Source organism: Chromobacterium subtsugae, assembly GCF_035919665.1.
Taxonomy (GTDB): domain Bacteria; phylum Pseudomonadota; class Gammaproteobacteria; order Burkholderiales; family Chromobacteriaceae; genus Chromobacterium; species Chromobacterium subtsugae.
This window is the reverse complement of record NZ_CP142381.1, coordinates 665,577-687,571: the sequence shown is the minus strand read 5'-3', so window position 1 is coordinate 687,571 and position 21,995 is coordinate 665,577. Positions and strand designations below refer to the sequence as shown.

The 21,995-nt window shown below is 67.2% G+C and carries 21 protein-coding genes; 10 read left to right on the top strand and 11 right to left on the bottom strand.

The window, feature by feature from the left end:
- Position 1: 1 nt before the first annotated feature.
- Positions 2-415 carry a hypothetical protein gene (locus tag U6115_RS03390; protein WP_052258472.1) on the bottom strand — a complete coding sequence of 138 codons (414 nt, stop codon included), beginning with the start codon at positions 413-415 and terminating at the stop codon, positions 2-4.
- A complete protein-coding gene (locus U6115_RS03385; protein ID WP_043581488.1) occupies positions 415-1,836 on the bottom strand; it encodes an MFS transporter in 1,422 nt (473 codons plus the stop codon). Before U6115_RS03385 ends, U6115_RS03390 begins: the two co-directional genes overlap by 1 nt.
- Before the next feature lie 114 nt (positions 1,837-1,950).
- Between U6115_RS03385 and U6115_RS03380 the strand changes: the two genes are divergently transcribed.
- Positions 1,951-2,856, top strand: a complete 906-nt coding sequence (locus U6115_RS03380) for a LysR family transcriptional regulator (RefSeq protein WP_043581489.1) — start codon at positions 1,951-1,953, stop codon at positions 2,854-2,856.
- 171 nt (positions 2,857-3,027) lie between these two features.
- Here U6115_RS03380 and U6115_RS03375 read toward each other — a convergent pair whose 3' ends face one another.
- The 3 genes from U6115_RS03375 to U6115_RS03365 form a co-directional block, all read right to left on the bottom strand.
- Entirely contained in the window at positions 3,028-4,962 is a 1,935-nt protein-coding gene (locus U6115_RS03375) for a methyl-accepting chemotaxis protein (RefSeq protein WP_047238063.1), read from the bottom strand.
- 261 nt (positions 4,963-5,223) lie between these two features.
- Positions 5,224-5,727, bottom strand: a complete 504-nt coding sequence (locus tag U6115_RS03370; protein ID WP_043580985.1) for a DinB family protein — start codon at positions 5,725-5,727, stop codon at positions 5,224-5,226.
- A gap of 73 nt (positions 5,728-5,800) precedes the next feature.
- Positions 5,801-6,403 carry a TetR/AcrR family transcriptional regulator gene (locus U6115_RS03365; protein ID WP_043580988.1) on the bottom strand — a complete coding sequence of 201 codons (603 nt, stop codon included), beginning with the start codon at positions 6,401-6,403 and terminating at the stop codon, positions 5,801-5,803.
- Between the two features lie 113 nt (positions 6,404-6,516).
- On the opposite strand from U6115_RS03365, the gene U6115_RS03360 reads away from it, so the two are divergent.
- The 4 genes from U6115_RS03360 to U6115_RS03345 all read left to right on the top strand — a co-directional run bounded on the left by U6115_RS03360 (position 6,517) and on the right by U6115_RS03345 (position 12,530).
- Complete coding sequence (locus U6115_RS03360) at positions 6,517-7,962, top strand: efflux transporter outer membrane subunit (RefSeq protein WP_043580990.1); 1,446 nt, start codon at positions 6,517-6,519, stop codon at positions 7,960-7,962.
- A gap of 34 nt (positions 7,963-7,996) precedes the next feature.
- Positions 7,997-9,139 carry an HlyD family secretion protein gene (locus U6115_RS03355; RefSeq protein WP_043580992.1) on the top strand — a complete coding sequence of 381 codons (1,143 nt, stop codon included), beginning with the start codon at positions 7,997-7,999 and terminating at the stop codon, positions 9,137-9,139.
- A gap of 7 nt (positions 9,140-9,146) precedes the next feature.
- Positions 9,147-10,682, top strand: coding sequence for a DHA2 family efflux MFS transporter permease subunit (locus U6115_RS03350; protein WP_043580994.1), 1,536 nt, complete (start codon positions 9,147-9,149; stop codon positions 10,680-10,682).
- Between the two features lie 210 nt (positions 10,683-10,892).
- On the top strand, positions 10,893-12,530 hold the full coding sequence (locus U6115_RS03345; RefSeq protein WP_052258438.1) for a hypothetical protein: 1,638 nt from the start codon (positions 10,893-10,895) through the stop codon (positions 12,528-12,530).
- Between the two features lie 67 nt (positions 12,531-12,597).
- On the opposite strand, the gene U6115_RS03340 is transcribed toward U6115_RS03345, so the two are convergent.
- From U6115_RS03340 to U6115_RS03325, 4 genes are all read right to left on the bottom strand, one after another.
- Entirely contained in the window at positions 12,598-13,230 is a 633-nt protein-coding gene (locus U6115_RS03340) for a hypothetical protein (RefSeq protein ID WP_146008382.1), read from the bottom strand.
- Positions 13,223-13,564 (bottom strand): FKBP-type peptidyl-prolyl cis-trans isomerase, encoded by a 342-nt coding sequence (locus U6115_RS03335; protein ID WP_043580999.1) that lies wholly within the window; start codon positions 13,562-13,564, stop codon positions 13,223-13,225. The genes U6115_RS03340 and U6115_RS03335 overlap by 8 nt, the downstream gene beginning before the upstream one ends.
- A 66-nt stretch (positions 13,565-13,630) precedes the next feature.
- Positions 13,631-14,434, bottom strand: a complete 804-nt coding sequence (gene dkgB, locus U6115_RS03330; RefSeq protein ID WP_101527477.1) for a 2,5-didehydrogluconate reductase DkgB — start codon at positions 14,432-14,434, stop codon at positions 13,631-13,633.
- A 53-nt stretch (positions 14,435-14,487) separates the two neighbouring features.
- Positions 14,488-15,681, bottom strand: a complete 1,194-nt coding sequence (locus tag U6115_RS03325) for an MFS transporter (RefSeq protein ID WP_043581002.1) — start codon at positions 15,679-15,681, stop codon at positions 14,488-14,490.
- A 98-nt stretch (positions 15,682-15,779) separates the two neighbouring features.
- Between U6115_RS03325 and U6115_RS03320 the strand changes: the two genes are divergently transcribed.
- Both U6115_RS03320 and U6115_RS03315 read left to right on the top strand, forming a co-directional pair.
- Positions 15,780-16,727, top strand: coding sequence for a LysR family transcriptional regulator (locus U6115_RS03320; RefSeq protein ID WP_043581003.1), 948 nt, complete (start codon positions 15,780-15,782; stop codon positions 16,725-16,727).
- A complete protein-coding gene (locus U6115_RS03315; protein ID WP_043581004.1) occupies positions 16,724-17,494 on the top strand; it encodes a substrate-binding periplasmic protein in 771 nt (256 codons plus the stop codon). The genes U6115_RS03320 and U6115_RS03315 overlap by 4 nt, the downstream gene beginning before the upstream one ends.
- A 184-nt stretch (positions 17,495-17,678) precedes the next feature.
- Here U6115_RS03315 and U6115_RS03310 read toward each other — a convergent pair whose 3' ends face one another.
- Positions 17,679-17,834, bottom strand: coding sequence for a DUF3309 domain-containing protein (locus U6115_RS03310; protein ID WP_101527478.1), 156 nt, complete (start codon positions 17,832-17,834; stop codon positions 17,679-17,681).
- A 480-nt stretch (positions 17,835-18,314) separates the two neighbouring features.
- On the opposite strand from U6115_RS03310, the gene U6115_RS03305 reads away from it, so the two are divergent.
- Genes U6115_RS03305 through U6115_RS03295 form a run of 3 tightly spaced genes read left to right on the top strand, consistent with a single transcriptional unit; the run spans position 18,315 to position 21,115 of the window.
- Entirely contained in the window at positions 18,315-19,097 is a 783-nt protein-coding gene (locus tag U6115_RS03305) for a 3-hydroxybutyrate dehydrogenase (protein WP_043581005.1), read from the top strand.
- A gap of 9 nt (positions 19,098-19,106) precedes the next feature.
- The gene (locus U6115_RS03300) at positions 19,107-20,315 is read left to right on the top strand and encodes a patatin-like phospholipase family protein (protein WP_043581006.1); all 1,209 of its coding nucleotides are present in this window, start codon (positions 19,107-19,109) and stop codon (positions 20,313-20,315) included.
- A 59-nt stretch (positions 20,316-20,374) separates the two neighbouring features.
- Complete coding sequence (locus U6115_RS03295) at positions 20,375-21,115, top strand: substrate-binding periplasmic protein (protein WP_146008383.1); 741 nt, start codon at positions 20,375-20,377, stop codon at positions 21,113-21,115.
- Positions 21,116-21,177: 62 nt separating this feature from the next.
- Here the strand turns inward: U6115_RS03295 and U6115_RS03290 are convergent, their stop codons facing one another.
- Positions 21,178-21,615, bottom strand: a complete 438-nt coding sequence (locus U6115_RS03290) for a hypothetical protein (protein WP_197466036.1) — start codon at positions 21,613-21,615, stop codon at positions 21,178-21,180.
- Between the last annotated feature and the right edge of the window lie 380 nt (positions 21,616-21,995).

Sequence of the window (21,995 nt, the reverse complement as noted above, 5' to 3'; positions counted from 1 at the left end):
ATCAACGGGGAGGCCAGACAGCCTCCCCGGTTTCCTGCAGATGGCGCCAGCGCCAGTTGGCGCCGTCCCGGAACAGCACGGCGGTCGCGTGGCGGCCGTTGCCGCTGCCGTCGCCCAAGGCCTGCGTTTCGTAGTAGGCCACCGTTGCGGTGTCGCCATCTCCCATCAGCAGCGTCATCCGCTCCAGCGTGATTTCCAGCCCCGGCCGGCTGCCTGCCGCGCCCTGGAAGAAGGCCCGCAGCCCCTGCCAGTCCAGCCGCGCGCCGTTTGGCGCCACCATGGCGAAGCCGGCGTCGAAATCCATCATCAGCGCGGCCAGCGCCTCCTCTCCATGCGGCCCGTCGCCCAGCCAGCGCGCGATCTGCGCCAAAGTGTCGCGAACCTGCGCCCATACCGCCAATTCTTCATTCTTCATCACGCTTCTCCCATTTGAGGACGATTCAATAAACGCAATACCTCCGCATTGCCTATCCGGCTGCCCAGCCACAAGGGCGGCAACATGGCCAAGGCGGCGGCCAGAAAACACAGATGGAAGGCCCGCACCGCCAACTCCCGCGCCGCGGGCGCCCCCGGATCGGCGATGCCTTGCCCGGCAAGCAGCAGATTCAGCAACACGCAAGCCAACGCCATGCCGACGCAGAAGCTCACCTGGCGGTTGATGTTCCACAAGGCGCTGGCCTCGCCCATCCGCGCCGGCGCCACTCCCAGGAAGGCCGTGCTCTGGCTGGCGCTGCTGCACAAGGTGCCGCCCAGGCCCATCAGCGCGTAGCTGCCGGCCAGCCAGGGCAGCTGCCCGGAGCGGTCTATCGCCAGCAAGCTCAGGAAACCGATGCCCTGCGCCAGCGGGCCGGCCATCAGCAACGGCCTCGGCCCCAGGCGGCGGTAACCGCGCCCGGTCAGCGCGATCGCGGCGAACGCGCCCAACGACCACGGCAGCATCAACAGCCCGGCCGCGGAAGCCGACACGCCCAGCACCTGCTGCAGATACAGCATCGCCACCAGGCTGACGCCCATGAAGGCGCCCGGCACCAGCAGATACATCAGCATCGACATCCGCAGCAGCGGATCGCGCAGCAATTCCAGCCGCAGGATGGGCCGCGGATGCCGGCGGCTATGCCGCGCGTAAGCGGCGCCCAACGCCAGGCCCGCCGCCAGCAGCGCGCCGCCGCGCGCCCAGGTGGACGGCTGCGCCAGATCGCCCAGCCCTTGCAAGGCCAGCAACAATGCCAGGCTGCCCAGCAGCAGGCCGAGCCAATCCAGGCCGGCGGCCGGCTCCGGCTCGCGCTCGTCCCGCAGCCACCACAGCGCCAGCACCAGCGGCACGATGGCCAGCGGCAGGTTGAGCCAGAAAATCCAGCGCCAGCCCAACGCGTCCAGCGCCAGCCCGCCCAGCGTCGGCGACAAGGCCGGCGCCAGCTGGCCCACCAGCAAAATCATCGCGGTCAGGCCCGGCCGCTCCGCCGGCCGGTACAAGCGATAGGTCATGGTCTGGCCCAGCGGAATCAGCAAGCCGCCGCCCAAGCCCTGCAGCGCGCGCCAGGCGATCAGCGCGCCGAGCGAGCCGGCCTGCGCCGCGCCGGCCGAGCCCGCCATGAACAGCAGCAGCGAGGCGACGAACACCCGCTTGCCGCCCCAGCGCGCCGCCAGCCAGTTGCCCAACGGAATCACCGCGGTCAGCCCCAGAATGTAGGCGGTGCCCACCCAGGCCAGCTCCGCCACATCGCGATGAAAGGTGCGGGCGATGTCGGGAAAGGCGACATTGCCGACGAAAAGATTGGCCAGATCGATGAAAAACCCCAACAGGTACACTGCGGCCACGCGTTTGCGATACTCCATGCATCCAACCTCCTTGCTTGACGGAGGCCAGCTTAGTCTCGCCCGATGGCCGGAAAAACCACTGGCAATCGATTAAACTGTCAAAATAATTTTGACAATAAGGTCCTTCTGGACATGAGCCTGCAACGCTTCCGCATCTTCGCCGCCATCGTGGAAAGCGGCTCGCTGACCGCCGCCGCCGAGGCGCTGGGCCACAGCAAGGCGGTGGTCAGCTTCAACCTGAAACAGCTGGAGGCCGAGCTGGGCGTGGCGCTGCTGACCCGCAGCACGCGCCGGCTGCAGTTGACCGAAACCGGCCGGCGCTTCTACCAGGACTGCCTGCATGTGCTGCGCATGGCGCAGACGGCGATGGACGATGCGCGCCGCGGCCACGGCGGCCTGCAGGGCACTCTGAGCGTGAGCACCACACCGGAATACGGCCGCCGCCGGGTGATACCGGCGCTGGCGGCCTTCTCCCTGCTGCATCCGCGGCTGGCGGTGCGGCTGGAGTCGTCGTCGCGGCATGCCGACCTGATTTCGCAGCAAGTGGACGTGGCGATCCGGCTGGGCTCGCTGAGCGACTCCAGCTACCGCGCGCGGCTGCTGGAGGAATTCGACATCTGGCCGGTGGCCTCGCCCGGCTATCTGGCGCAGCCGGACAAGCAAGTGGAAAGCGTGGACGGGCTCGCCCGCGCCGACTGGCTGGCGCACAGCCGGCTGGCGGCGCCGCTGCGCTGGAAACTGACGGGAAAAGACGGGGAAGCGATGCTGGACGCGGGCGACGCGCCGCGCATCGTCGCCGACACCTCGGGCGCATTGCTGGACTTCGCGCGCCAGGGCTGCGGCGTGGCGCTGCTGCCGGACTGGCAGGTAACAGACGATGTGGCCGCCGGTGCGCTGGCGCGCCTGCTGCCGGATTGGGCATTTCCACGCCAAGGCGTGTACGCGGTCTACCCGGACACCCGCCACCTGCCGGAAAAAGTGCGCGCCTTCATCGACTTTTTCGCCGACTACCTCGCGCCGCGGCAAGGGGAAGGCTGAGCCTTCCACCTTCCTGCAACCGGTCATGGTTGTGAATCCGCTACGCGGATAATGCTTTTCATAGCCGGGCCTGCCACCCGGCGGCAGGCTTGAAGGGGCCGGTGGCGCACCAAATACGCGGTTTCTGACCAGCCAAGCCTAAAAAACGGGCAGAAGATCGTTAGCAGATTCTTACAGCTTGAAGCGCGACACCACGCCCTCCAGCGACTGCGACAAGCGCTCCAGATCGGCCACCACCTGGCCGGCGCGGCCGATTTCGGCGTCAGATTGCAGCGCCTGCGACGACATCTGCTCGGCGGTGCGCGCCATGTCTTCGGTGGCCTTGGACTGCTCGCTGGCGGCGTCGCGGATTTCCGCCGCCTGGCGCACCACCAGCTGCATGCTGGAACGGATCTCGGCGATCTGGCGCTGCGCTTCTTCGGCCAGCTCCACGCCGCCCTGCACCGCGCCATAAGTCTTCGCCACCCGCTCGCGCGCCTGGCCCGAGCCCTGCTGCATGCCGCCGACCATGTCGTCGATCTCCACCGTGGCCTGGCTGGTGCGCTCGGCGAGCTTCCTCACCTCGTCCGCCACCACCGCGAAGCCGCGGCCCTGCTCGCCGGCTCGCGCCGCCTCGATCGCCGCGTTCAACGCCAGCAGATTGGTCTGGTCGGCGATGTCCTTGATCACGCCGGCGATGCTGCCCACCTGGGCGGAGCGGCGCTCCAGCTCTTCCATCACCGTCTTCACCTCGTCCATCGACGAAGCGACAGAGCCGATCTCGACGCTGACCTTGCCCACCGCCTGCGCGCTCTGTTCCGACAGCGCGCCGGCCTGCTGCACCGCCTCGGCGGTGCCGTGGCAATTGCCGGCGATGTGGCTGACGCTGACCGACAGCTGCTCGATGGTGGCGGCGGTGGTTTCGCTGAGGTCGGCGTTGTGGCGCGAGCCGGCGGACAGGCGCTCGGTCATCCGCGCCAGCTCGCCGGCGCTGCGGTGCAGCTGGCCGCTTTGTTCGCGCACCTGCAGGAACATCGCGCGCAGCTGCTCCATGAACTGGTTGAACGCCGCCGCAACCTGGCCGGTTTCATCGCGGCTGTCGGCCGGCAGGCGCATGGTCAGGTCGCCGTGGCCGGAGCTGAGCGCGCGCATCGCGTCGCGCAGTTGCACCAGCGGCCGGCTGATGAAGCCGGACACCTGCCAGATCACCAGCAGCGACAGCAGCAGCACCACCGCGTCAATCGCCGCCACCCACCAGATGGTGCGCGTCACCGCGCCGTAGACTTCGCCGGCGTCCATTTCCACCACCACGAACCAGTCGGCGTTGGGCATATAGCTGGAGGCGGCGATGGTCGGGCCATTGGGGCCGTCGAAATGCGCCAGGTTGAAGCCGGACTTGTTCAGCAGCTGCGGCGCGATCGCCGACAGGCCAGGCAGCTCTGCCAGCATGGTTTTCTTCTGCATCGCCGCCGGATCGCGGTGCAGCCGCACCTGGCCGGCGGCGTCCACCACGTAGACCTGGCCGCGCTCGCCCACCGCCATCTTGCGCACGCGCTCGGCCATCTGGGTGACGTCGAAGCCTAATGCCGCCACCGCGCGGTGGCCGGCCTGGCCCTTGTTGGCCAGCACGTTGACGAACATCATCACCTGCTGCTTGCCGGTTTCCGAGCCCAGCGTGAACTGGCTGTCGCGGCCGGAGGCCAGGAAGTCGGCCAGCCACTTGTCGTTGCCCTTGGGGTCGGCCTTGACCGTGGCGTGGTCGATGTAGATGTTGAGCGTGGCTTCGGAAGTCCAGGAGATGATGGACGCGCCCGAGGTCTGCATCAGCGCCTTGGCGTAGCGCTGCCAGGGGCCGACGCCGGATTCGGGCTCGCCGGCCGCGGTCCAGTCCAGCAGATAGGTGTTGGCCGCCAGCTGGCGGGTCTGGCTCAAGGGCAGCGCGATGGAGGCGTCCAGCTCGTTGCGTATGCCCTCCACCGTCGCCTTCAGCTCATGCTGCTCCAGGCGCTCGGTCAGCGCCGCCTGGAACATGCGGGTGGAGACCGCGCCGGCGATGGCCAGCGCGATGAGCAGGATCAGCGCGACGCTGACCAGGATTTTCTGTTTGACCGACCAGTTCTTGAACATGCTTGCGGCTTACCCGAAAAAGGACTGAAACCGTCCGGCGCCAGGCCCGGACACAACAGCGGCCGGCCGCGGCCCTTGGGTTTGCCACCCAAGCGGACCGCGCCAGCCGGAAGAATGCGGCGCTGCGCCGCATCGGCAGGCACAGCCAGCTTGAAGCCGCGCCTGCGGAATATCGGCGGCAATTGTAACAAGCCCGCCTATGTTCAATATGAATATTTGCGGCAAAACTTCTTCAGATTGAGGGATTGGCGCAACACCGCCTCAAGCGCGGCGCGCCGGCTCGCTGTCGTGCAGGAAGCGGGTGTAGATGTCGCGTGGCGGCTGCAGGCCGCATTCGGCCAGCACGCGGCCCGCCGCGCCGCGATGGTAGCCGCCGTGGGTGATCACCTGCAGCAGCATCTCCGCCCGGCTCATCCGGCCATGGCCGCCATCGGTGAAGGTGAAATCGATGGCCTCGGCCAGCTCGGCCGCGGTCAGCGAGGATGAGTATTCCACATACCAGGCATCGGTTTCGCGCACCGCGGCCAGCAGCGCCGCCAATTCGGGCGTGTCCGGGGTGTTGGTGGCGGCGTAGCAATGCGGCTGCCGCGTCAGGTTGCCGCGGAAGATCCGGTCCACCACGTGGATGTGGTTGAGGATGCGGATGGCGAGATGGCGCTTGTCCGGATGGGCCGCGCCATCCAGCCGCGCCGCCTCCGCATGCAGCTCTTCATCGGCCCAGGCCTTGTAACGGAACAAGGAGGGAAACAGCTCGGGGAAACTCATCTTGCGGCCTTTCGCGCCGGGCGGCGCTGGGGTGGGACAAGTTTCCCATTGTCTCACAGCGGACTTTCCGATGTCATCGCGCGCCGTAGGCGATCAGGAACACCTCCACCGCCGACGCCACCCAGGCTGGCCGGCTCTCCTTGGGCGCCAGTTGATCCACCAGGCCGGTGATCAGCGCCACCTGGCATTCGGCATGCACCAGGCCGTGGAAATGCATCGCCGCGGTCCACGGCGAGGCTTCGCGCAGGCGGCCGGCCTGCATCTCGGCGGCCATGAACTCGGCCAGCTTGCCCCAGCCGACCTTCGGCCCGTTTTCATAAAACAACAGCCCCACCTCGGAGCGGCTGCCGCTGCCCATCACGATGGCGCGCAGCGCGCGCAATTCAGGACTGAACAGATTGTCCAGGTAGGCCTCGCCGAAATCCTGCAGCACCGCCGCCAGATCGCCGCCGGGCACCAGCTTGACGTAGACCTTGGACATTTCCCCGGCCAGGCAAGCCATCACCTCCAGGAACAGCTCTTCCTTGGACGAAAAATAGTTGTACAGCGTGGCCTTGGAGCCGCCGGCCCGGGTGGAGATTTCCGACATCGACGCCGCCTCGTAGCCGCGCTCCAGAAACACCTCGGTCGCCGCGGCGATGATCGCCTGACGCTTGCTTTCGCTTTTTGTGCGCATACCCACCTTAATACTGAACCGTACGGTTCAATTTTCCTTGACATCGCCGCTAGCTTGGAAATATAACTATACCGTACCGTACAGTTAAAACCAACAGCAAACGGATCGAGACCATGAGAACCGCTAAATTTTTCCCGCCGCGGCCGCTGTCCATCGGCCTATTGGCCGCGCTGGCGCTGCTGGGCGGCTGCGCCGCCGTGCCGGACATGGGTCCGGCGCCGCAGATCAAACCGCTGCAACCATACCAGAATACGCAAAGCCTGCCTTCTGAACAGGGTCAATGGGCCGCTGGCCAATGGTGGCGCAAATACGGCGATGCGCAGCTGAACAAGCTGATGGACGAAGCGCTGAGCCAGGCGCCCGACCTCGCCGCCGCCCGCGCCCGCGTCGAGCGCGCCGAGGGCCTGGCGCAGCAGGCCGGCGCCGCGCGGCTGCCCAGCGCGGACCTGAACGCGGCGATCAACCGCGACAAGCAAAGCTACAACAACGGCATGCCGGCGCCGATAGGCTTCAACAGCAGCGGCCGCGCCACGCTGGACTTCAGCTACGAGCTGGACTTCTGGGGCAAGAACCGCGCGTCGGTCGCCGCCGCCACTTCCGAGCTGACCGCGGCCCGCGCCGACTCCGCCCAGGCGCGGCTGATGCTGACCACCTCGCTGGCCGCCGGCTACGCCGAGCTGGCGCGGCTGTTCGCCGAGCGCGACGCCGCCGCCCAGGCGTTGGACGTGCGCAGCCACACCGCGCAGCTGATGAGCGAACGCCAGCGCCAGGGCATGGAAACGCTGGGCAGCGCGCGCCAGGCAGAGTCGCGCGAGGCGGCCGCCCGCGCCGACCTGGCCGCCGCCGACGAAAACATCGTCCTGCAGCGCCATAGCCTGGCGGCGCTGATCGGCGCCGGGCCGGACCGCGGCCTGGCCATCGCCCGCCCCGCCGCCGGCTTGTTTCGCGAACAGCGGCTCCCCGACACGCTGGCGGCGGAACTGCTGGGCCGCCGACCGGATCTGGCGGCCGCCCGTCTCCGCGCCGAAGCCGCGGCCAAGCGCATCGATGCCGCCGAGGCCCAGTTCTACCCCAACGTCAATCTCACCGCCTTCGTCGGCGCCCAGTCTTTGGGACTGGGACTGTTCGACAAGGCCGGTTCCGGCATAGCCGGCGTCGGCCCGGCGATCAATCTGCCTATCTTCCGCGGCGGCCAGTTGCAGGGCCAATACCGCGCCGCGCGCGGCGACTACGACGCCGCCGTCGCCAGCTACGACGCCGCGCTGAGCCAGGCCTTGCGCGAAACCGCCGACGCCGTGGCCAGCCAGGCCGCGCTCACGCCGCAGCTGGAGCAGCGCCGGCTGGCGCTGCAAACCGCCGACGAAGCCTACCGCGTCAGCCAGAACCGCTATCAGGGCGGGCTGGCCAACTACCTGGACGTGCTGAACGCCGAAGACGGCGTCATCGCCAGCCGCCGCAGCCTGGCCGCGCTGGACGCGCGCCGCTTCGCGCTGGACGTCGCCCTGATCAAAGCCCTGGGCGGCGGCTACCAACAAACCGAACCACAGGCCGCCCGCTGAGGCCGCCGGCAATCCCACACAAGGAATCCCCATCATGAGCGAAAACGTACAAGCCCTGCCGGCCTCCGAAGCGCCCGCTGCCGCAGGCCGTCCCCTGCAACGCAAGAAGCTGTTCACGCTGCTGTTCGGCGCGGTGGCCGCCGCCGCCGTCGGCTACGGCGGCTACTGGACACTGGTCGGCTCCCACCATGTCAGCACCGACAACGCCTATGTCGCCGCCGAGATCGCCCAAGTGACGCCCGAAGTGGCCGGCACCATCCAGCAGGTGAAGGTGGTCGACACCCAGCCGGTGAAAGCCGGCGACGTGCTGGTGGTACTGAACGACAGCGACGCCAAGCTGGCGCTGGCCCAGGCCGAAGCCGACCTCGCCCGCGCCGAGCGCCGGGTGAAGGGCTACTTCGCCAATGACGAGGGCCTGAGCGCCCAGGCCCAGGCGCGCAGCGCCGACGAGGCCCGCTCCGCCGCGCAGCTGGCCTCGGCCCGCGCCGACCTGGAGCGCGCGAAGCTCGACCTGCAGCGCCGCCAGGCGCTGGCGAAAAGCGGATCGGTGTCCGGCGAGGAACTGAGCAACGCGCAAAACGCCTACGCCACCGCCGCGGCCAGCCTGAAAGCCGCCGAAGCCGCCAGCCAGCAAAGCGCGGCCAACTACCGCGCCGCCGTCGGCAGCCTGAAAGCCAACCAGACGCTGACCGCCGACACCACGGTGGCAGACAACCCGGAAGTGGCGCTGGCGCGCGCCAAGCGCGATCAGGCCAGGCTGGACCTGGCGCGCACGGTGATCCGCGCCCAGGTGGACGGCGTGGTGGCCAAGCGCCAGGCGCAGGTGGGGCAGCGCGTGCAATCGGGCACGCCGCTGATGTCGGTGGTGCCGCTGCAGAACGCCCACGTCGACGCCAATTTCAAGGAAGTGCAGCTGAGCAAGGTGCGCGTCGGCCAACCGGTGGAGCTGACCGCCGACCTCTACGGCGGCAAGGTGGTCTACCACGGCAAGGTGGCCGGCCTGTCCGGCGGCTCCGGCGCCGCCTTCGCGATGATTCCGGCGCAGAACGCCACCGGCAACTGGATCAAGGTGGTGCAGCGGCTGCCGGTGCGCGTCGCGCTGGACCCGGCCGAGCTGAAGGCCCATCCGCTGCAGGTGGGCTTGTCGATGGAAGCCACCATAGACGTCAGCGAGTGAGGCCCCCATGTCTAGCGCGAATCCCGCCGTCCAGCAGCCGCTGACCGGCAATATGCTGTGGCTGGCGGCGCTGGTGCTGGCCGCCGCCAACTTCATGGTGGTGCTGGACACCACCATCGCCAACGTGTCGGTGCCGAATATCGCCGGCGGCCTGGCGGTGTCGTCCAGCCAGGGCACCTATGTGATCACCTCCTACGCGGTGGCCGAGGCCATCATCGTGCCGCTGACCGGCTGGCTGGCGGCGCGCCTCGGCACCGTGCGGCTGTTCGTCGGCTCGATGCTGCTGTTCGGCCTGTTCTCCATGCTGTGCGGCCTGGCCGGCTCGCTGGAGACGCTGGTGCTGTTCCGCGTGCTGCAAGGCCTGGCCGGCGGCCCGCTGATGCCGATGTCGCAGACGCTGCTGCTGCAGATCTTCCCCAAGCAGAAGGCCGGCGCGGCGATAGGCCTGTGGAGCATGACCACGCTGGTGGCGCCCATCATGGGCCCCATCCTCGGCGGCACGCTGTGCGACCAGGCCAGCTGGCCGTGGATCTTCTACATCAACGTGCCGATCGCGCTGGGTTGCGGCTTTCTGGGCTGGAGCCTGCTCAAGCGCTACCAGAGCCAGGTGCTCAAGCTGCGGATAGACGTGGTGGGCCTGGCGCTGCTGATGGTGTGGGTGGCTTCGCTGCAGCTGATGCTGGACAAGGGCAAGGAGCTGGATTGGTTCGGCTCGCCCATCATCGTCGGCCTGGCCATCGCCGCGCTGGTCGGCTTCGCCGCCTTCCTGATCTGGGAGCTGACCGAGGCGCAGCCCATCGTCGACCTCAGGGTATTCCGCCACCGCGGCTTCTGGGCCAGCGTGCTGACCATCTCCCTGGCCTTCGGCTCCTTCTTCGGCGCCACGGTGCTGACGCCGCAGTGGCTGCAGGCCTATATGGGCTACACCGCCACCCAGGCCGGCTACGCCACCGCGATGAGCGGCATCCTGGCGGTGATGGTGGCGCCGGTCGCCGCCAAGCTGTCCACCAAGCTCGACCCGCGCAAGCTGGTGTTCTGCGGCGTGATGTGGCTGGGCTGCGTCACGCTGTACCGCAGTTTCTCCACCACCGACATGGGTTTCTGGCAGGTGGCGCTGCCGCTGCTGTTCCAGGGCCTGGGCATGCCGTTCTTCTTCGTGCCGCTGACCGGCCTGGCGCTGGCCAGCGTCGAGCCGGCGGAAGTGGCCTCGGCGGCCGGCCTGATGAGCTTCATGCGCACGCTGTCCGGCGCCTTCGCCACCTCGCTGGTGACCACCGCCTGGGACGACAAGGCCAATTACAACCATGCCGAGCTGGTCGGCATGGTGGACGGCGGCGGCGACGCGCTGCGCGCGCTGACCGGCAGCGGCCTGTCCGACAGCACGGCCTGGGGCACCATCGAGCAAGCGCTGCAGGCGCAAAGCATCATGCTGTCCACCAACCAGATCTTCTGGCTGGCCGGCCTGTCCTTCATCGTCGCCGCCTGCGCGATCTGGCTGGCGCCCCGGCCCAGCCGCGTCGCCGACACCAGCCAGGCCCACTGAGCCATCCCGTTTTCACCAGCTTGCCCCGCGCCCTTGTGGCCGGGGCTTTTTTTCGTCCTGTATCGAAGGCCAGTCTTTACATACGGCCACCATCTTGTAACAGACGTTTACATATACAGCGTGCTATCAATATGCCGACAAAATAACTCATGCCGGCGCTGCCGGCGGCGCCTCCGCCTTTCATTCAACGCAGACAGGAAACCCCCAGCAATGAAACATTCGATCCAGCGGCTGGCGCTCGCCGCCGCCGCCGCCGCGCTCGCCTGCCAGGCCGCCGCCGCCGCGCCGCTGCAGCCCATCCGCCATGACGCCTTCGCCCAGGCCTGCCAGGCGCTATGGGGCAGCGCAAGCGCCCGCAGCCATTGGGTGAAGGACGACGGCCAGGGCGGCCTCGCCTATGCGCCGCTGAACGGCGACGGCGACCGCATCATGGACTTCTCCAGCGCCGGCTACATGGGCGGCGGCGTGGCGCTGCCGGCCGCGCCGGTGAAGGCGACGGTTAAACCCAGCGGCAACGCGGCCGGCGACCTCGCCAACATCCAGGCCGCCATCGCCAAGGTGGCCGCCTTGCCGGCGGTGAACGGCGTGCGCGGCGCGGTGCTGCTGGCGTCCGGCACCTTCCTGCTGAATGGGCCGATTCAACTGAATCAGGATGGGGTGGTGCTGCGCGGCAGCGGCTCCGGCGCAGGCGGCACCGTGCTGAAGGCGCAAGGCAGCGGCCACGCGATGCTGAGCCTGGGCGGCGCCAGCGCCAGCCTAACGCCGGTCGGTTCCACCGCCATCATCAGCGACAGCTATGTGCCGTCCGGCAGCCGCGTCATCCACGTGGCCAGCGCCTCCGGCTTCCAGCCCGGCGACGCGGTGATGGTGCGGCGCCGCGCCAGCGCCGAATGGATCCACTTCATGGACATGGACCAGCTGGTCCGCGACGGCCAGGCCCAGACCTGGATCAACGCCGGCAACAACAACGAAATCTGGCTGCGCACCGTCGCCGCCGTCAGCGGCAACCAGCTGACGCTGGACATCCCGCTGTCCGACTCCTTCGACAGCGGCTACCTGGGAACGAACGGCGGCAGCGTGCAGAAATACCAGGCCAGCGGCATCGCCGCCCAGATCGGCGCCGAACACCTGGCGCTGGAAGGCCTGCCCAACGGCAGCGGCACCGACTACGGCGTCGCCAACCTGGACAATCTGGCCGACGGCTGGCTCAACGACATCCAGGCGCACAACTTCACCAACGGCGTGGTGGTCGGCAAGCAGGCGCGCCGCCTCACCTTGGAAAGCATCGCGCTGAATCACGACCACAACAACGTCGATTGCAAGGGCGCCAAGGCCTTCGAATTCAGCATCGCCGGCAGCCAAGTGCTGGTGGACCGCAGCGCGTCCACCGGCAGCAAGAAGTCGTTCTACTACGCCACCCAGGCCCAGGCCGGCGGCCCCAACGTGCTGCTGCATTTCAGCGGCCGCGCCGAAGCCTGCGGCAATATCGAACCGCACCAGCGCTGGGCCACCGGCCTGTTGGTGGACAACGCCGACATCAGCGGCGCGATCGCGCTGGGCAACCGCGGCGCCGATGGCAGCGGCCACGGCTGGAGCATGGGCTGGGGCGTGGCGTGGAATGCCAAGGCCGACCAGCTGGCCATCGCCGCGCCGCCCGGCGCCACCAACTGGGCGATCGGCAGCAGCGGCGCGCTGACGCCCAATGTGCCGGACGCCCAGGGCGTGCCGGTGCCGCCCAAGCTGGGGACAGTCGACTCGGTCAACGTCCGCGTCGGTCCGGACAGCCTGTACCTGATGCAGCTGTGCCAGCGGCTGGGGCCGCAGGCGGTGAAGAACATCGGCTATTGATGGATGTTTGAAATGAAATGATAAGAGGCCCAAACGGGCCTCTTTCGCGTTCAAAACGGCGCGCGCCTCAGTGCAAGTCTCCGTTTTCCCACATCTGCGCCAGCCGCTCCGGCCAGAACAGCTTGGGCAACTGCAGCACCGCCGGCGTCGACGGATGGGTCAGAATCGGATACCAGCGCCCGGTGATGCGCGCATTCGGCGCATAACGGCGGAAGAACATCGCGGTGGACGCCTCGACGGGACGCTCGGACCAGGCCTGCGGCAAGGTCATGCTCAGGCAGCGGCCCATTTCGTCGGTCACCAGCTGGGCCAGCCGCGCCCGCTCCTCGTCCGCCTGCTCAGTGTTCTTCAACTGGTACAAATCGCTGGCCAACACCGCCAGCGCTTGCGGCTGGCGATCGAAATACGGGTCGCCGGAATGCAGCAGCAACAGCGGGTGATCATAGCCGCCAACCTCGAACAGCAAGCGGTTGGCCTGCACCAGCGCGGCCCAGCGCACGCTGCCGTGGTTGAACAGCAGCCTCTGCTGGCGATAGATTTCCTGCAGGCCGTCCTCTGCCGCGATGAAGGTTGGCGGATGGGTGTACAGCAGGCGCCCGCACACGCCGTGCCACCATCTGGGACGCTTGGCGAAATTGCGCCGGGTTTGCGCCAACAGCTCGCCCATCGAGGTATCGACAAAAAACTCCGGCTTATTCATCGCGCGTCAGCACTTCCAGCAACTCGATCTCGAACACCAGATTGGAATGGGCCGGAATGCGGTCGCCGATCTGGCGCTCGCCATAGGCCAGGTGCGCCGGCACCCACAGCTTGCGCTTGCCGCCCACTCTCATGCCCATCATCCCCTGGTCCCAGCCCTTGATCACGCGGCCGGTGCCGATCACGCACTGGAACGGCCGGCCCTTGTCGATGGAGGAGTCGAACTGGGTCCCATCCTCCAGCCAGCCGGTGTAATGGGTGGTGATCAGAGCGCCGCGCACGGCTTCCTTGCCCTCGCCCACCACCAGGTCTTCCATCTTCAATTCTTCGCTCATTGCTCTTCATCCACCAACGCCGCGCGGGCGCAAACCGCTATTGTACTCCGCGCGGCGAGCGATGGATCAGGCGTCCCAGGCCGGGGCGAAATCCGGATCGGCGATGCGGCCGCCGTCTTCCAGCTTGGCGATGCGCGCCATGTCGTCCTCGTCCAGGCGCAGCGTCAGCGCGTCCAGATTGGCCGCCAGATTGGCGCGTTTGGTCGACGACGGAATCACCGCGATGTCCTGCCGCAGCTGCCAGGCCAAGGCCACCTGCGCCGCCGTCGCGCCATGCTTCTGGCCGATGGTTTGCAGAACCGGATCGCTGACAACGCGACCGTAGGCCAGCGGCATGTAGCCGGTCAGCGCGATGCCGTGCTCGCGGCAAAAATCGCGCACCTTCAGGTTTTGCAGGTAGGGATGCACTTCCAGCTGGTGGGTGCCGATGGCGTCGGCGCCGACGGCGTCCATCGCCTGCTTCAGGTGGGCGATGGTGAAGTTGGACACGCCGATGTCGCGGGTCAGGCCCAGTTGCTTCGCCTCCGCCAGCTGCTCCATGTACACCGCCACCGGCACTTCGTCCTTGGGCGACGGCCAATGGATCAGCGTCATGTCCACGTTGTCCAGGCCCAGCTTGTCCAGGCTCTCGCGCAGGCTGGGGATCAGCAGGCCGGGGCCGAACTTGTCGGTCCAGATCTTGGTGGTGACGTAGAGTTCGCCGCGCGGCACGCCGCCCTTGGCGATGGCGCGGCCGACATCGGCCTCGTTGCGGTAGATCTGCGCGGTGTCGATGTGGCGGTAGCCCAGCTCCAGGCCCATCGCCACCGATTCTTCAGCTTGTTGATCCTTCAGGCGGAAGGTGCCCACGCCCAGTTTCGGCATTTTCATCATGCGTTTCCTTTTGCGATGTGAGGCCGAGCGGCGCGCGCCCGGCGAGAGAATCAGATGCGGCCGGCGGCAACCGTCATGCCCGAAGCATGGCCGGCATCCAGCCTACCCGACCAGGCGGTCAACAGCCAGGCCCCCAGCACGATCAATGCGCCTATCCAAGGCGTGGCCATCAGCCCCAGGCTGGCCACCACGTGGCCGCCCAGCCAGGCGCCGCCGGCTATGCCGACATTGAAAGCCGCGATATTGAGGCCGGAGGCCACGTCCACCGCCTGCGGCACCCGCGCCCTGGCCTGCGACACCACGTACAGCTGCAGTCCGGCCACGTTGCCGAAGGCCACCGCGCCCCAGGCCAGCACCGTCAGCGCCACCAGCCACTTGGAGCCGGCGGTGAAGGTCAGGGCCAGCAGCACCAGCGCCAAGCCCGCGAAAATGATCTTCAGCGCGGCCACCGGCCCCTTGCGGTCGGCCAGGCGGCCGCCCCAGATATTGCCGATGGCTACCGACACGCCGTACAGCAGCATGATCAGCGCCACCGCGCCCGGCGCGAAGCCGCTCACAGTCTCCAGCATCGGCGCAAGGAAAGTGAAAGCGGTGAAGGAGCCGCCGTAGCCCAGCGCCGTCATCGCGTACACCAGCAGCAGCCGCGGCTGCGCCAGCACCGCCAGCTGGCTGGACAGCGAAGCCGGCGCCGGCTTGGGCAGATTGGACGGCACCAGCGCCAGGCTGCCCAGCAGCGCCACAACACCCAGCAGCGACACCGCCAGAAAGGTGGCCTGCCAGCCGAAATGCTGGCCGATGAAGGTGCCCAGCGGCACGCCGGTCACCAGCGCCACGGTCAGGCCGGAGAACATCAGCGCGATGGCGCTGGCGCCCTTGTCCTTGGGCACCAGGCCGGTGGCCAGCGTCGAACCTATCGAGAAGAACACGCCGTGCGCCAGGCCGGTCAGCAGCCGGGCGGCAATCAGCGCCTGGTAGCCCGGCGCCTGCCAGGCCACCAGATTGCCGACGGTGAACAAGGCCATCAGCCCGATCAACAGCCATTTGCGCGGCAGGCGGCCGGTCAGCGCGGTCAGCAGCGGCGCGCCGACGGCCACGCCCAGCGCGTACAGGCTGACCAACAGGCCGGCCGACGGCAGCGACACGCCGAGGCTGGCGGAGATGGTGGGAATCAGGCCGACGATGACGAATTCCGTCGTGCCGATGGCGAAGGCGCTGAGCGTCAGCGCCCAAAGTGCGAGAGGCATGATGCGCTCCGGTTGGGAATCAGGACGCCGATTGTCCGCGCTTGCCTTCCGCGGAAAAATGGGCTGTAGTGACAAGATCTTTTGCGTAAAAATTGATAATGCTGAGCACGGAAAGCCTGATTACCTTTATCGCCATCATGGATTGCGGCTCGTTCACCGCCGCCGCCGAGCAACTGGGCGTCACCGCGTCCAATGTCAGCCGCAGCCTGGCGCAGCTGGAAAAGCAGCTGGGCGTGCGCCTGCTCACCCGCACCACGCGGCGGCTGGAGCTGACCGAGGAAGGCGCCTGGCTGCTGGAGCGCGCCCGCGCCATCGCGCAAAGTCTGGACGACGCCGAACAGCAGCTGCAGGCCGCGGCGGCGCGCCCGTCCGGCCTGGTGCGCGTCAACGCCGCCATCCCAGTGCTGAATCATCTGCTGGCGCCGCTGCTGGCCGGTTTCCAGGCGCGCTATCCCGACATCCGGCTGGAGCTGACCGGCGCCGAAGCCGTGGTGGATTTGATAGAGGAACGCGCGGACCTGGCGATACGCGTCGGCCCGCTGGCCGACTCGACGCTGAACGCGCGGCTGCTGTGCGAAAGCCCGCTGCGCATCGTCGCCGCGCCCGGCTATCTGCGGCAACGCGGCCATCCCCGAAGCGCGGCGGACTTGCCGGGCCACCGCCTGCTCGGCTTCACCAGCCCGGCCACGCTGAACCTGTGGCCGCTGGGCGCGCGCGGCCTGAAAGTGTCGCCGTCGCCGGCCGCCTCCAGCGGCGCCACGCTGCGCGCGCTGGCGCTGCAAGGCTGCGGCATCGCCTGCCTGGCGGACTTTCTGGTGGGGCCGGACATCGCCGCCGGCCGCTTGGCGGACATCCGCTTGCCGGAACAGCAGGACTGGAAACAGCCGATCTGGGCGGTGTTCTACAAACAGGGCCGGCCGCAACCGCGCGTCGCCTGCCTGGTGGACTACCTGGCGGCGGCGCTGGCGGAGCCGGCCGGCGGCTCCCCGCCCGCAAGCCAGCACGCCGCCGCGGCCGCCAACCCTTCCCCCGCCCATCCAACATGAAACGGCTGCCTCCCCTGTTGCTGGCCTGTTGGGCCGTCAGCGCCACTGCAGCCTCGGTGGTGGTGGGCGTCGGCGACCAGGCGTTTCCGCCATACAAGCTGGGCAACCAGACGCTGGACCCGCGCCGCCCGGGCCTGTCGGTGGAGCTGGTTCGCCTCGCCAGCCAAAGCTGCGGACTGCAGGCCGATTTCCGGCTGCTGCCCGGCGCCCGGCTGTTGAAGGAATTGGAAAACGGCAATGTCGACGCGGTGATGATGCTTTCCTACACGCCTGAACGCGCCCGCTTCGCCGTCTATCCGCTGCGCAGCGGGCTGCCGGACGAAGCCCGCCGGCTAGCGACGCTCAGCTACGTGCTGTACGCGCTCAAGGGCAGCCGGCTGGCCTGGGATGGCCATCATCTGTCCAATCAAAAACGCGCCATCGGCACCAACGCCGGCTGGTCCATCAACCTGGATCTGCAGCGCATGGGGATTCCGGCCGAGGCCGCCAACAGCGTCGAACAGAATTTCGACAAGCTGCTCAGCCGCCATATCGACGGCTACGCGGTGCACGAATCGCTGGGCGACGCGTACCTGGCGCGCCATCCGGCGCTGCCGGCGCGCAAGCTGTCGCCGCCTATCAGCACCAAGCCCTACTTCCTGCCGTTTTCGCGCCGCTACGCCGCCACGCAGCCCAGGCAGATGCAGTGCGTCTGGCAAGCCATCGCCGCCAATCGCGACGAATTGCTGCGGCGGCGCATCGCCGCTTATCTGGACGACAAGCGCTGAAACGGGGCGATATTCGGTCAGCGGAGCGATAACACTGCCCGCCGGGATGAAAAACACGCCGGCGCGACGGCGCCGCGGGCGATAGCGAACCTGGGAAAATTAGAACAAACAACAGCAAACGCCGCTCGCAGGCCAGCGAACAGCCAAACGCCAACAGGCGGATATGAAGGATATGAGGCGGAATTTACCTGCGCTGCTTAAGCTGCACCAACGCCATCACGATCAGCAACAGCAGCAGGATGGCTGCCACGCCAATAGGCGCCAGCCCCCACCAAACACTGTTGCCGGAAAGATACGCCACCAGCGCAATCAACAAGCTCAACAAGATGAAAATCTTCATTCGCATACACTACCTGGGGCCCCGCCATGACAGTCGAACGACGCCTCGACACAGCCTGGCCCGTGCTGGAAAAACAAAAATAGTTACACTTATTCAATATGTTACATCAGAAACCAGCCATCGTTCCCTCTATGGCGGCATTCAATAATAGGTACTTAAAATAGTATGCATTGTGAAATATGATATCACGCCAAACCTACTGACGGCTGATGCCATCCGCGCGCTTGCGCCGACACGCATAGCCATCATTCTGCCAGTCGCCCCACCCCGCATGCTACAGACGGCTCATCTCCCGCGCGGCTCCACCAGCCGTCATTGCCGCTAAGCTCTCTCCCCTGCACTACAATACCAAAAGCATAAATCTCCCTATCTTTGTCCGCGGGAACTTCGCCGGAGAACGCACTTCCTAGCAATAAGCGCGCCATCAGCAGCACCGTATCGCCATACCGCATCCATCCCGGAATCCACTGGAGAAACGCCATGCAATTGAACGGAAAAGTCGCCCTGATCACCGGAGCCGCCAGCGGCATAGGCAAGGAAATCGCCATTGTGTACGCCAAGGCCGGCGCGGCGGTGGCCATCGCCGACATCAATCTGGACGCCGCCCGCAAGACCGCCGACGAAATCGCCTCCGCCGGCGGCAAGGCAATCGGCGTGGCGATGGACGTCACCAACGAGGACGCGGTCAACCAGGGCACCCAGCAGGTGGTGGACGCCTTCGGCCGGCTGGACATCCTGGTGTCCAACGCCGGCATCCAGATCGTCAATCCCATCGTCAACTACAGCTTCGCCGACTGGAAAAAGATGCAGGCCATCCACGTGGACGGCGCCTTCCTCACCACCAAGGCCGCGCTGCAGCACATGTACAAGGACAAGCAAGGCGGCGTGGTGATCTACATGGGATCGGTGCACTCGCACGAGGCCTCGCCGCTGAAATCGGCCTACGTCGCTGCCAAGCACGCGCTCTTGGGCCTGGCCCGGGTGCTGGCCAAGGAAGGCGCGCCCTACAATGTGCGCTCGCACGTGATCTGCCCCGGCTTCGTGCGCACGCCGCTGGTGGACAAGCAGATTCCGGAACAGGCGAAGGAGCTGGGCATCAGCGAGGACGAAGTCGTCAAGCGCGTGATGCTGGGCAATACCGTCGACGGCGTGTTCACCACGGTGGACGATGTGGCGCAGACCGCGCTGTTCCTGGCCGCCTTCCCCAGCGCCGCGCTGACCGGACAATCTTTCGTGGTCAGCCACGGCTGGTTCATGCAATAAGGGGCCGGCATGGCGCAAACCAAGCTCAACCCGGCCTGCCACGTCGACGCCGGCATCCACCACAGCCCCGCCCTGCCCGCCGGCCACCGCTACCAGGTGGTGGCGCTGGTGCTGCAAGGCGGCGGCGCGCTGGGCGCTTATCAGGCCGGCGTCTACCAGGGGCTGGCCGAGGCGAACCTGCACCCCAACTGGGTGGCCGGCATCTCCATCGGCGCCCTCAACGCCGCCATCATCGCCGGCAACCCGCCCGAAACGCGCGCCGACAAGCTGGAGCAGTTCTGGAACACCATCAGCCGCCAGCCGCTGCTGCCGCCCAGCCCGCACAATCTGCTGGACCTGGGGCAGACGCTGCCGCCGTCGCTGCAGGGCCTGTTCAACGGCTGGGAAGCCTGGCGCGCGCTGACCGAAGGCCAGAACGGCTTCTTCGTGCCGCGCAAGCTGGTCGGCGCCGGCAGCCTGCTGCGCCCCGGCAACGCCAGTTTCTACGACACCTCGCCGCTGAAGAGCACGCTGGAAAAGCTGGTGGATTTCGACCGCCTCAACGACAGCGGCGAAATGCGGGTGTCGGTGGGCGCGGTGAACGTGAGAAGCGGCAACTTCGTCTACTTCGACAACACCCGCGAAAGGCTGCGCGCCGAGCACTTCATGGCCTCCGGCGCGCTGCCGCCGGGCTTTCCAGCGGTGGAGATAGACGGCGAGCACTACTGGGACGGCGGCATGGTGTCCAACACCCCGCTGCAGCAGGTGCTGACGGCCCAGCCGCGCAAGCATTCGCTGGTGTTCCAGGTGGACCTGTGGAACGCGCGCGGCGCGCTGCCGGAAGACTTGTCCAAGGTGGCGCTGCGGCAGAAGGACATCCAGTTCTCCAGCCGCACCCGGATGATCACCGGCTATATGCAGGAAGCCCAGCAGTTTCGCCAGATGCTGCGCGAAGTGCTGGAACTGGTGCCGGAGGAGAAGCGGCAGGCGCCGGCCTACCGACGCGCCGCCCAGCAAGCCTGCGACCGGCTGTTCAACGTCATCCACCTGATCTATCAGGACAAACCCTGCGAAGGCCACTACAAGGACTACCAGTTCAGCGCCAGCACCATGCGCGAACACTGGCAGAGCGGACTATCCGATATCCGCCGCAGCCTCAGCCACCCCGACTGGCTGCAGATGCCGCCGCCGGACCGGCCCTTCACCACCCACGACGTGCACCGGCTCCACCAAGCCTGAGTCCCGCCTGCCCGCCGCCGCTTTGCTATGCTTGAGCGGTGGCGATCAGCGGATGGGCGGTGACAAGCGTGGCGGCCTGGCTCAAAACGATGGTGGCGGCCGCGCTGGCGCTGGCCTGCCCGGCGAGCGCCGCGGCGGAGCCGGTCTGGCTGCTGACCGAAAACGACGCGCCATTCAACCTGCCCGACAAGCGCGGCGGCGTCACCGGCATCATCAGCGAAATGGTGATGGAAATGTTCCGCCGCGCCGGCATCGCCTACCGCATCGACCTGCTGCCCTGGGCGCGCGCCTACCAGCTGGCGCAAACCGATCCCCGCGCCTGCCTGTTCGCCACCACCCGCACCGCCGAGCGGGAAAAACGCTTCGTCTGGATCGGCCCGCTGCTGCAAAACGACTGGGCGGTTTTCGCCGGCCCGCGCAGCCCGGCCGGCCCCCAGGACATGGCCAGCCTGCGCGGCTACGCCATCGGCGGCTATCGCGGCGACGCGGTGGCGCAGTATCTGATAGACCGGGGATACAAGCTGGACATCGTTTCGGACGACGTGCTGAACCTGCGCAAGCTGCAAGCCGGCCACATCGACTTCTGGGCGTCCGGCGTCTACCACGCCCACTATCTGGCTGAACACGAACACCTGGGCCCGCTGCGCCAGGTGGCGGTGTTCTCCACCAGCTACCTCTACCTGGCCTGCCATCCGCAAACGCCGTTCCGGCGCGTGTCCCGCCTGAACGCCGCGCTGGAAGCCATGCGGAACGACGGCTTCATGGACAGCGTCAAAAAGCGCTATCTGGACCCGCCCTGACACCGCGCCGGCGCGGCATCGCCCGCGTCAAACCCCGCCACGCGCAAGAAGGACAAAACGCATCAGGCTGCCGCGCGCAACGCCCGCGCCACCCGGCAACGGCTGGGCTTGCCGCTTTCGGCCTGGCGCAGCAGCCAGTAGCCATAGCCCTGAGCCAGGCCAAACGCCGCTTCCATCGCCGCAAATCCCCAAACGATGGCGACGCCGTCCATCGCCAGCAGGTAGTACAGCTGCCAGGCAAAAAACAGGCCGCGGGCGAAAGCATCGTACAGGCCGAACTCGGCCTCCGGCCGGCGCAAACGCAGCACCGACCAAACCACCACCACGCTGCCCAGCAGATTGGCGAACAGAACGTGGATGGGCGCAAACGCCGGCAGAGGCGAAATCTTTCCCAGCAGCGCATGCACGACAGCGAATGTCCACGGGGTGGCGAAGGCCGCCGTGGCGATCAGGTCGTAGATCGCGCTGAGCCGGACGAGCCGCAGGTATTGGGTACGCATAGTCGAATCCTTGCTTGTTCAGAATGAGGGGCTTGAAGCTTTCCGGCTTCAGCATGGGAAGAAGCTAGCCTGGCGGCAATGCCGCGAGAGCCGCCGATATCCGCGAACGGCGCGCAGGCCTGGCGTTTCAGCGCCGTCCAGCGCAGCTGCGCGGGCCTTTCGCTCCTAGCCGCGACAATTATCTAGAGCAAATATTCTTTTGCCAATCCTGCATGGCGAATATCTTCGCCGCGCTTCCTCCACCTGGCTTGCCCGTGCTCGATATCATGGACTGACCCGGCGCGCGCAGGCATTGCAGTCATCCCGTCGCAATACGATCGGCAAAAAACGCTATGCCCAAATTCACCGGATCCCGGCTACTGACAGAAACTGTCAGCGCC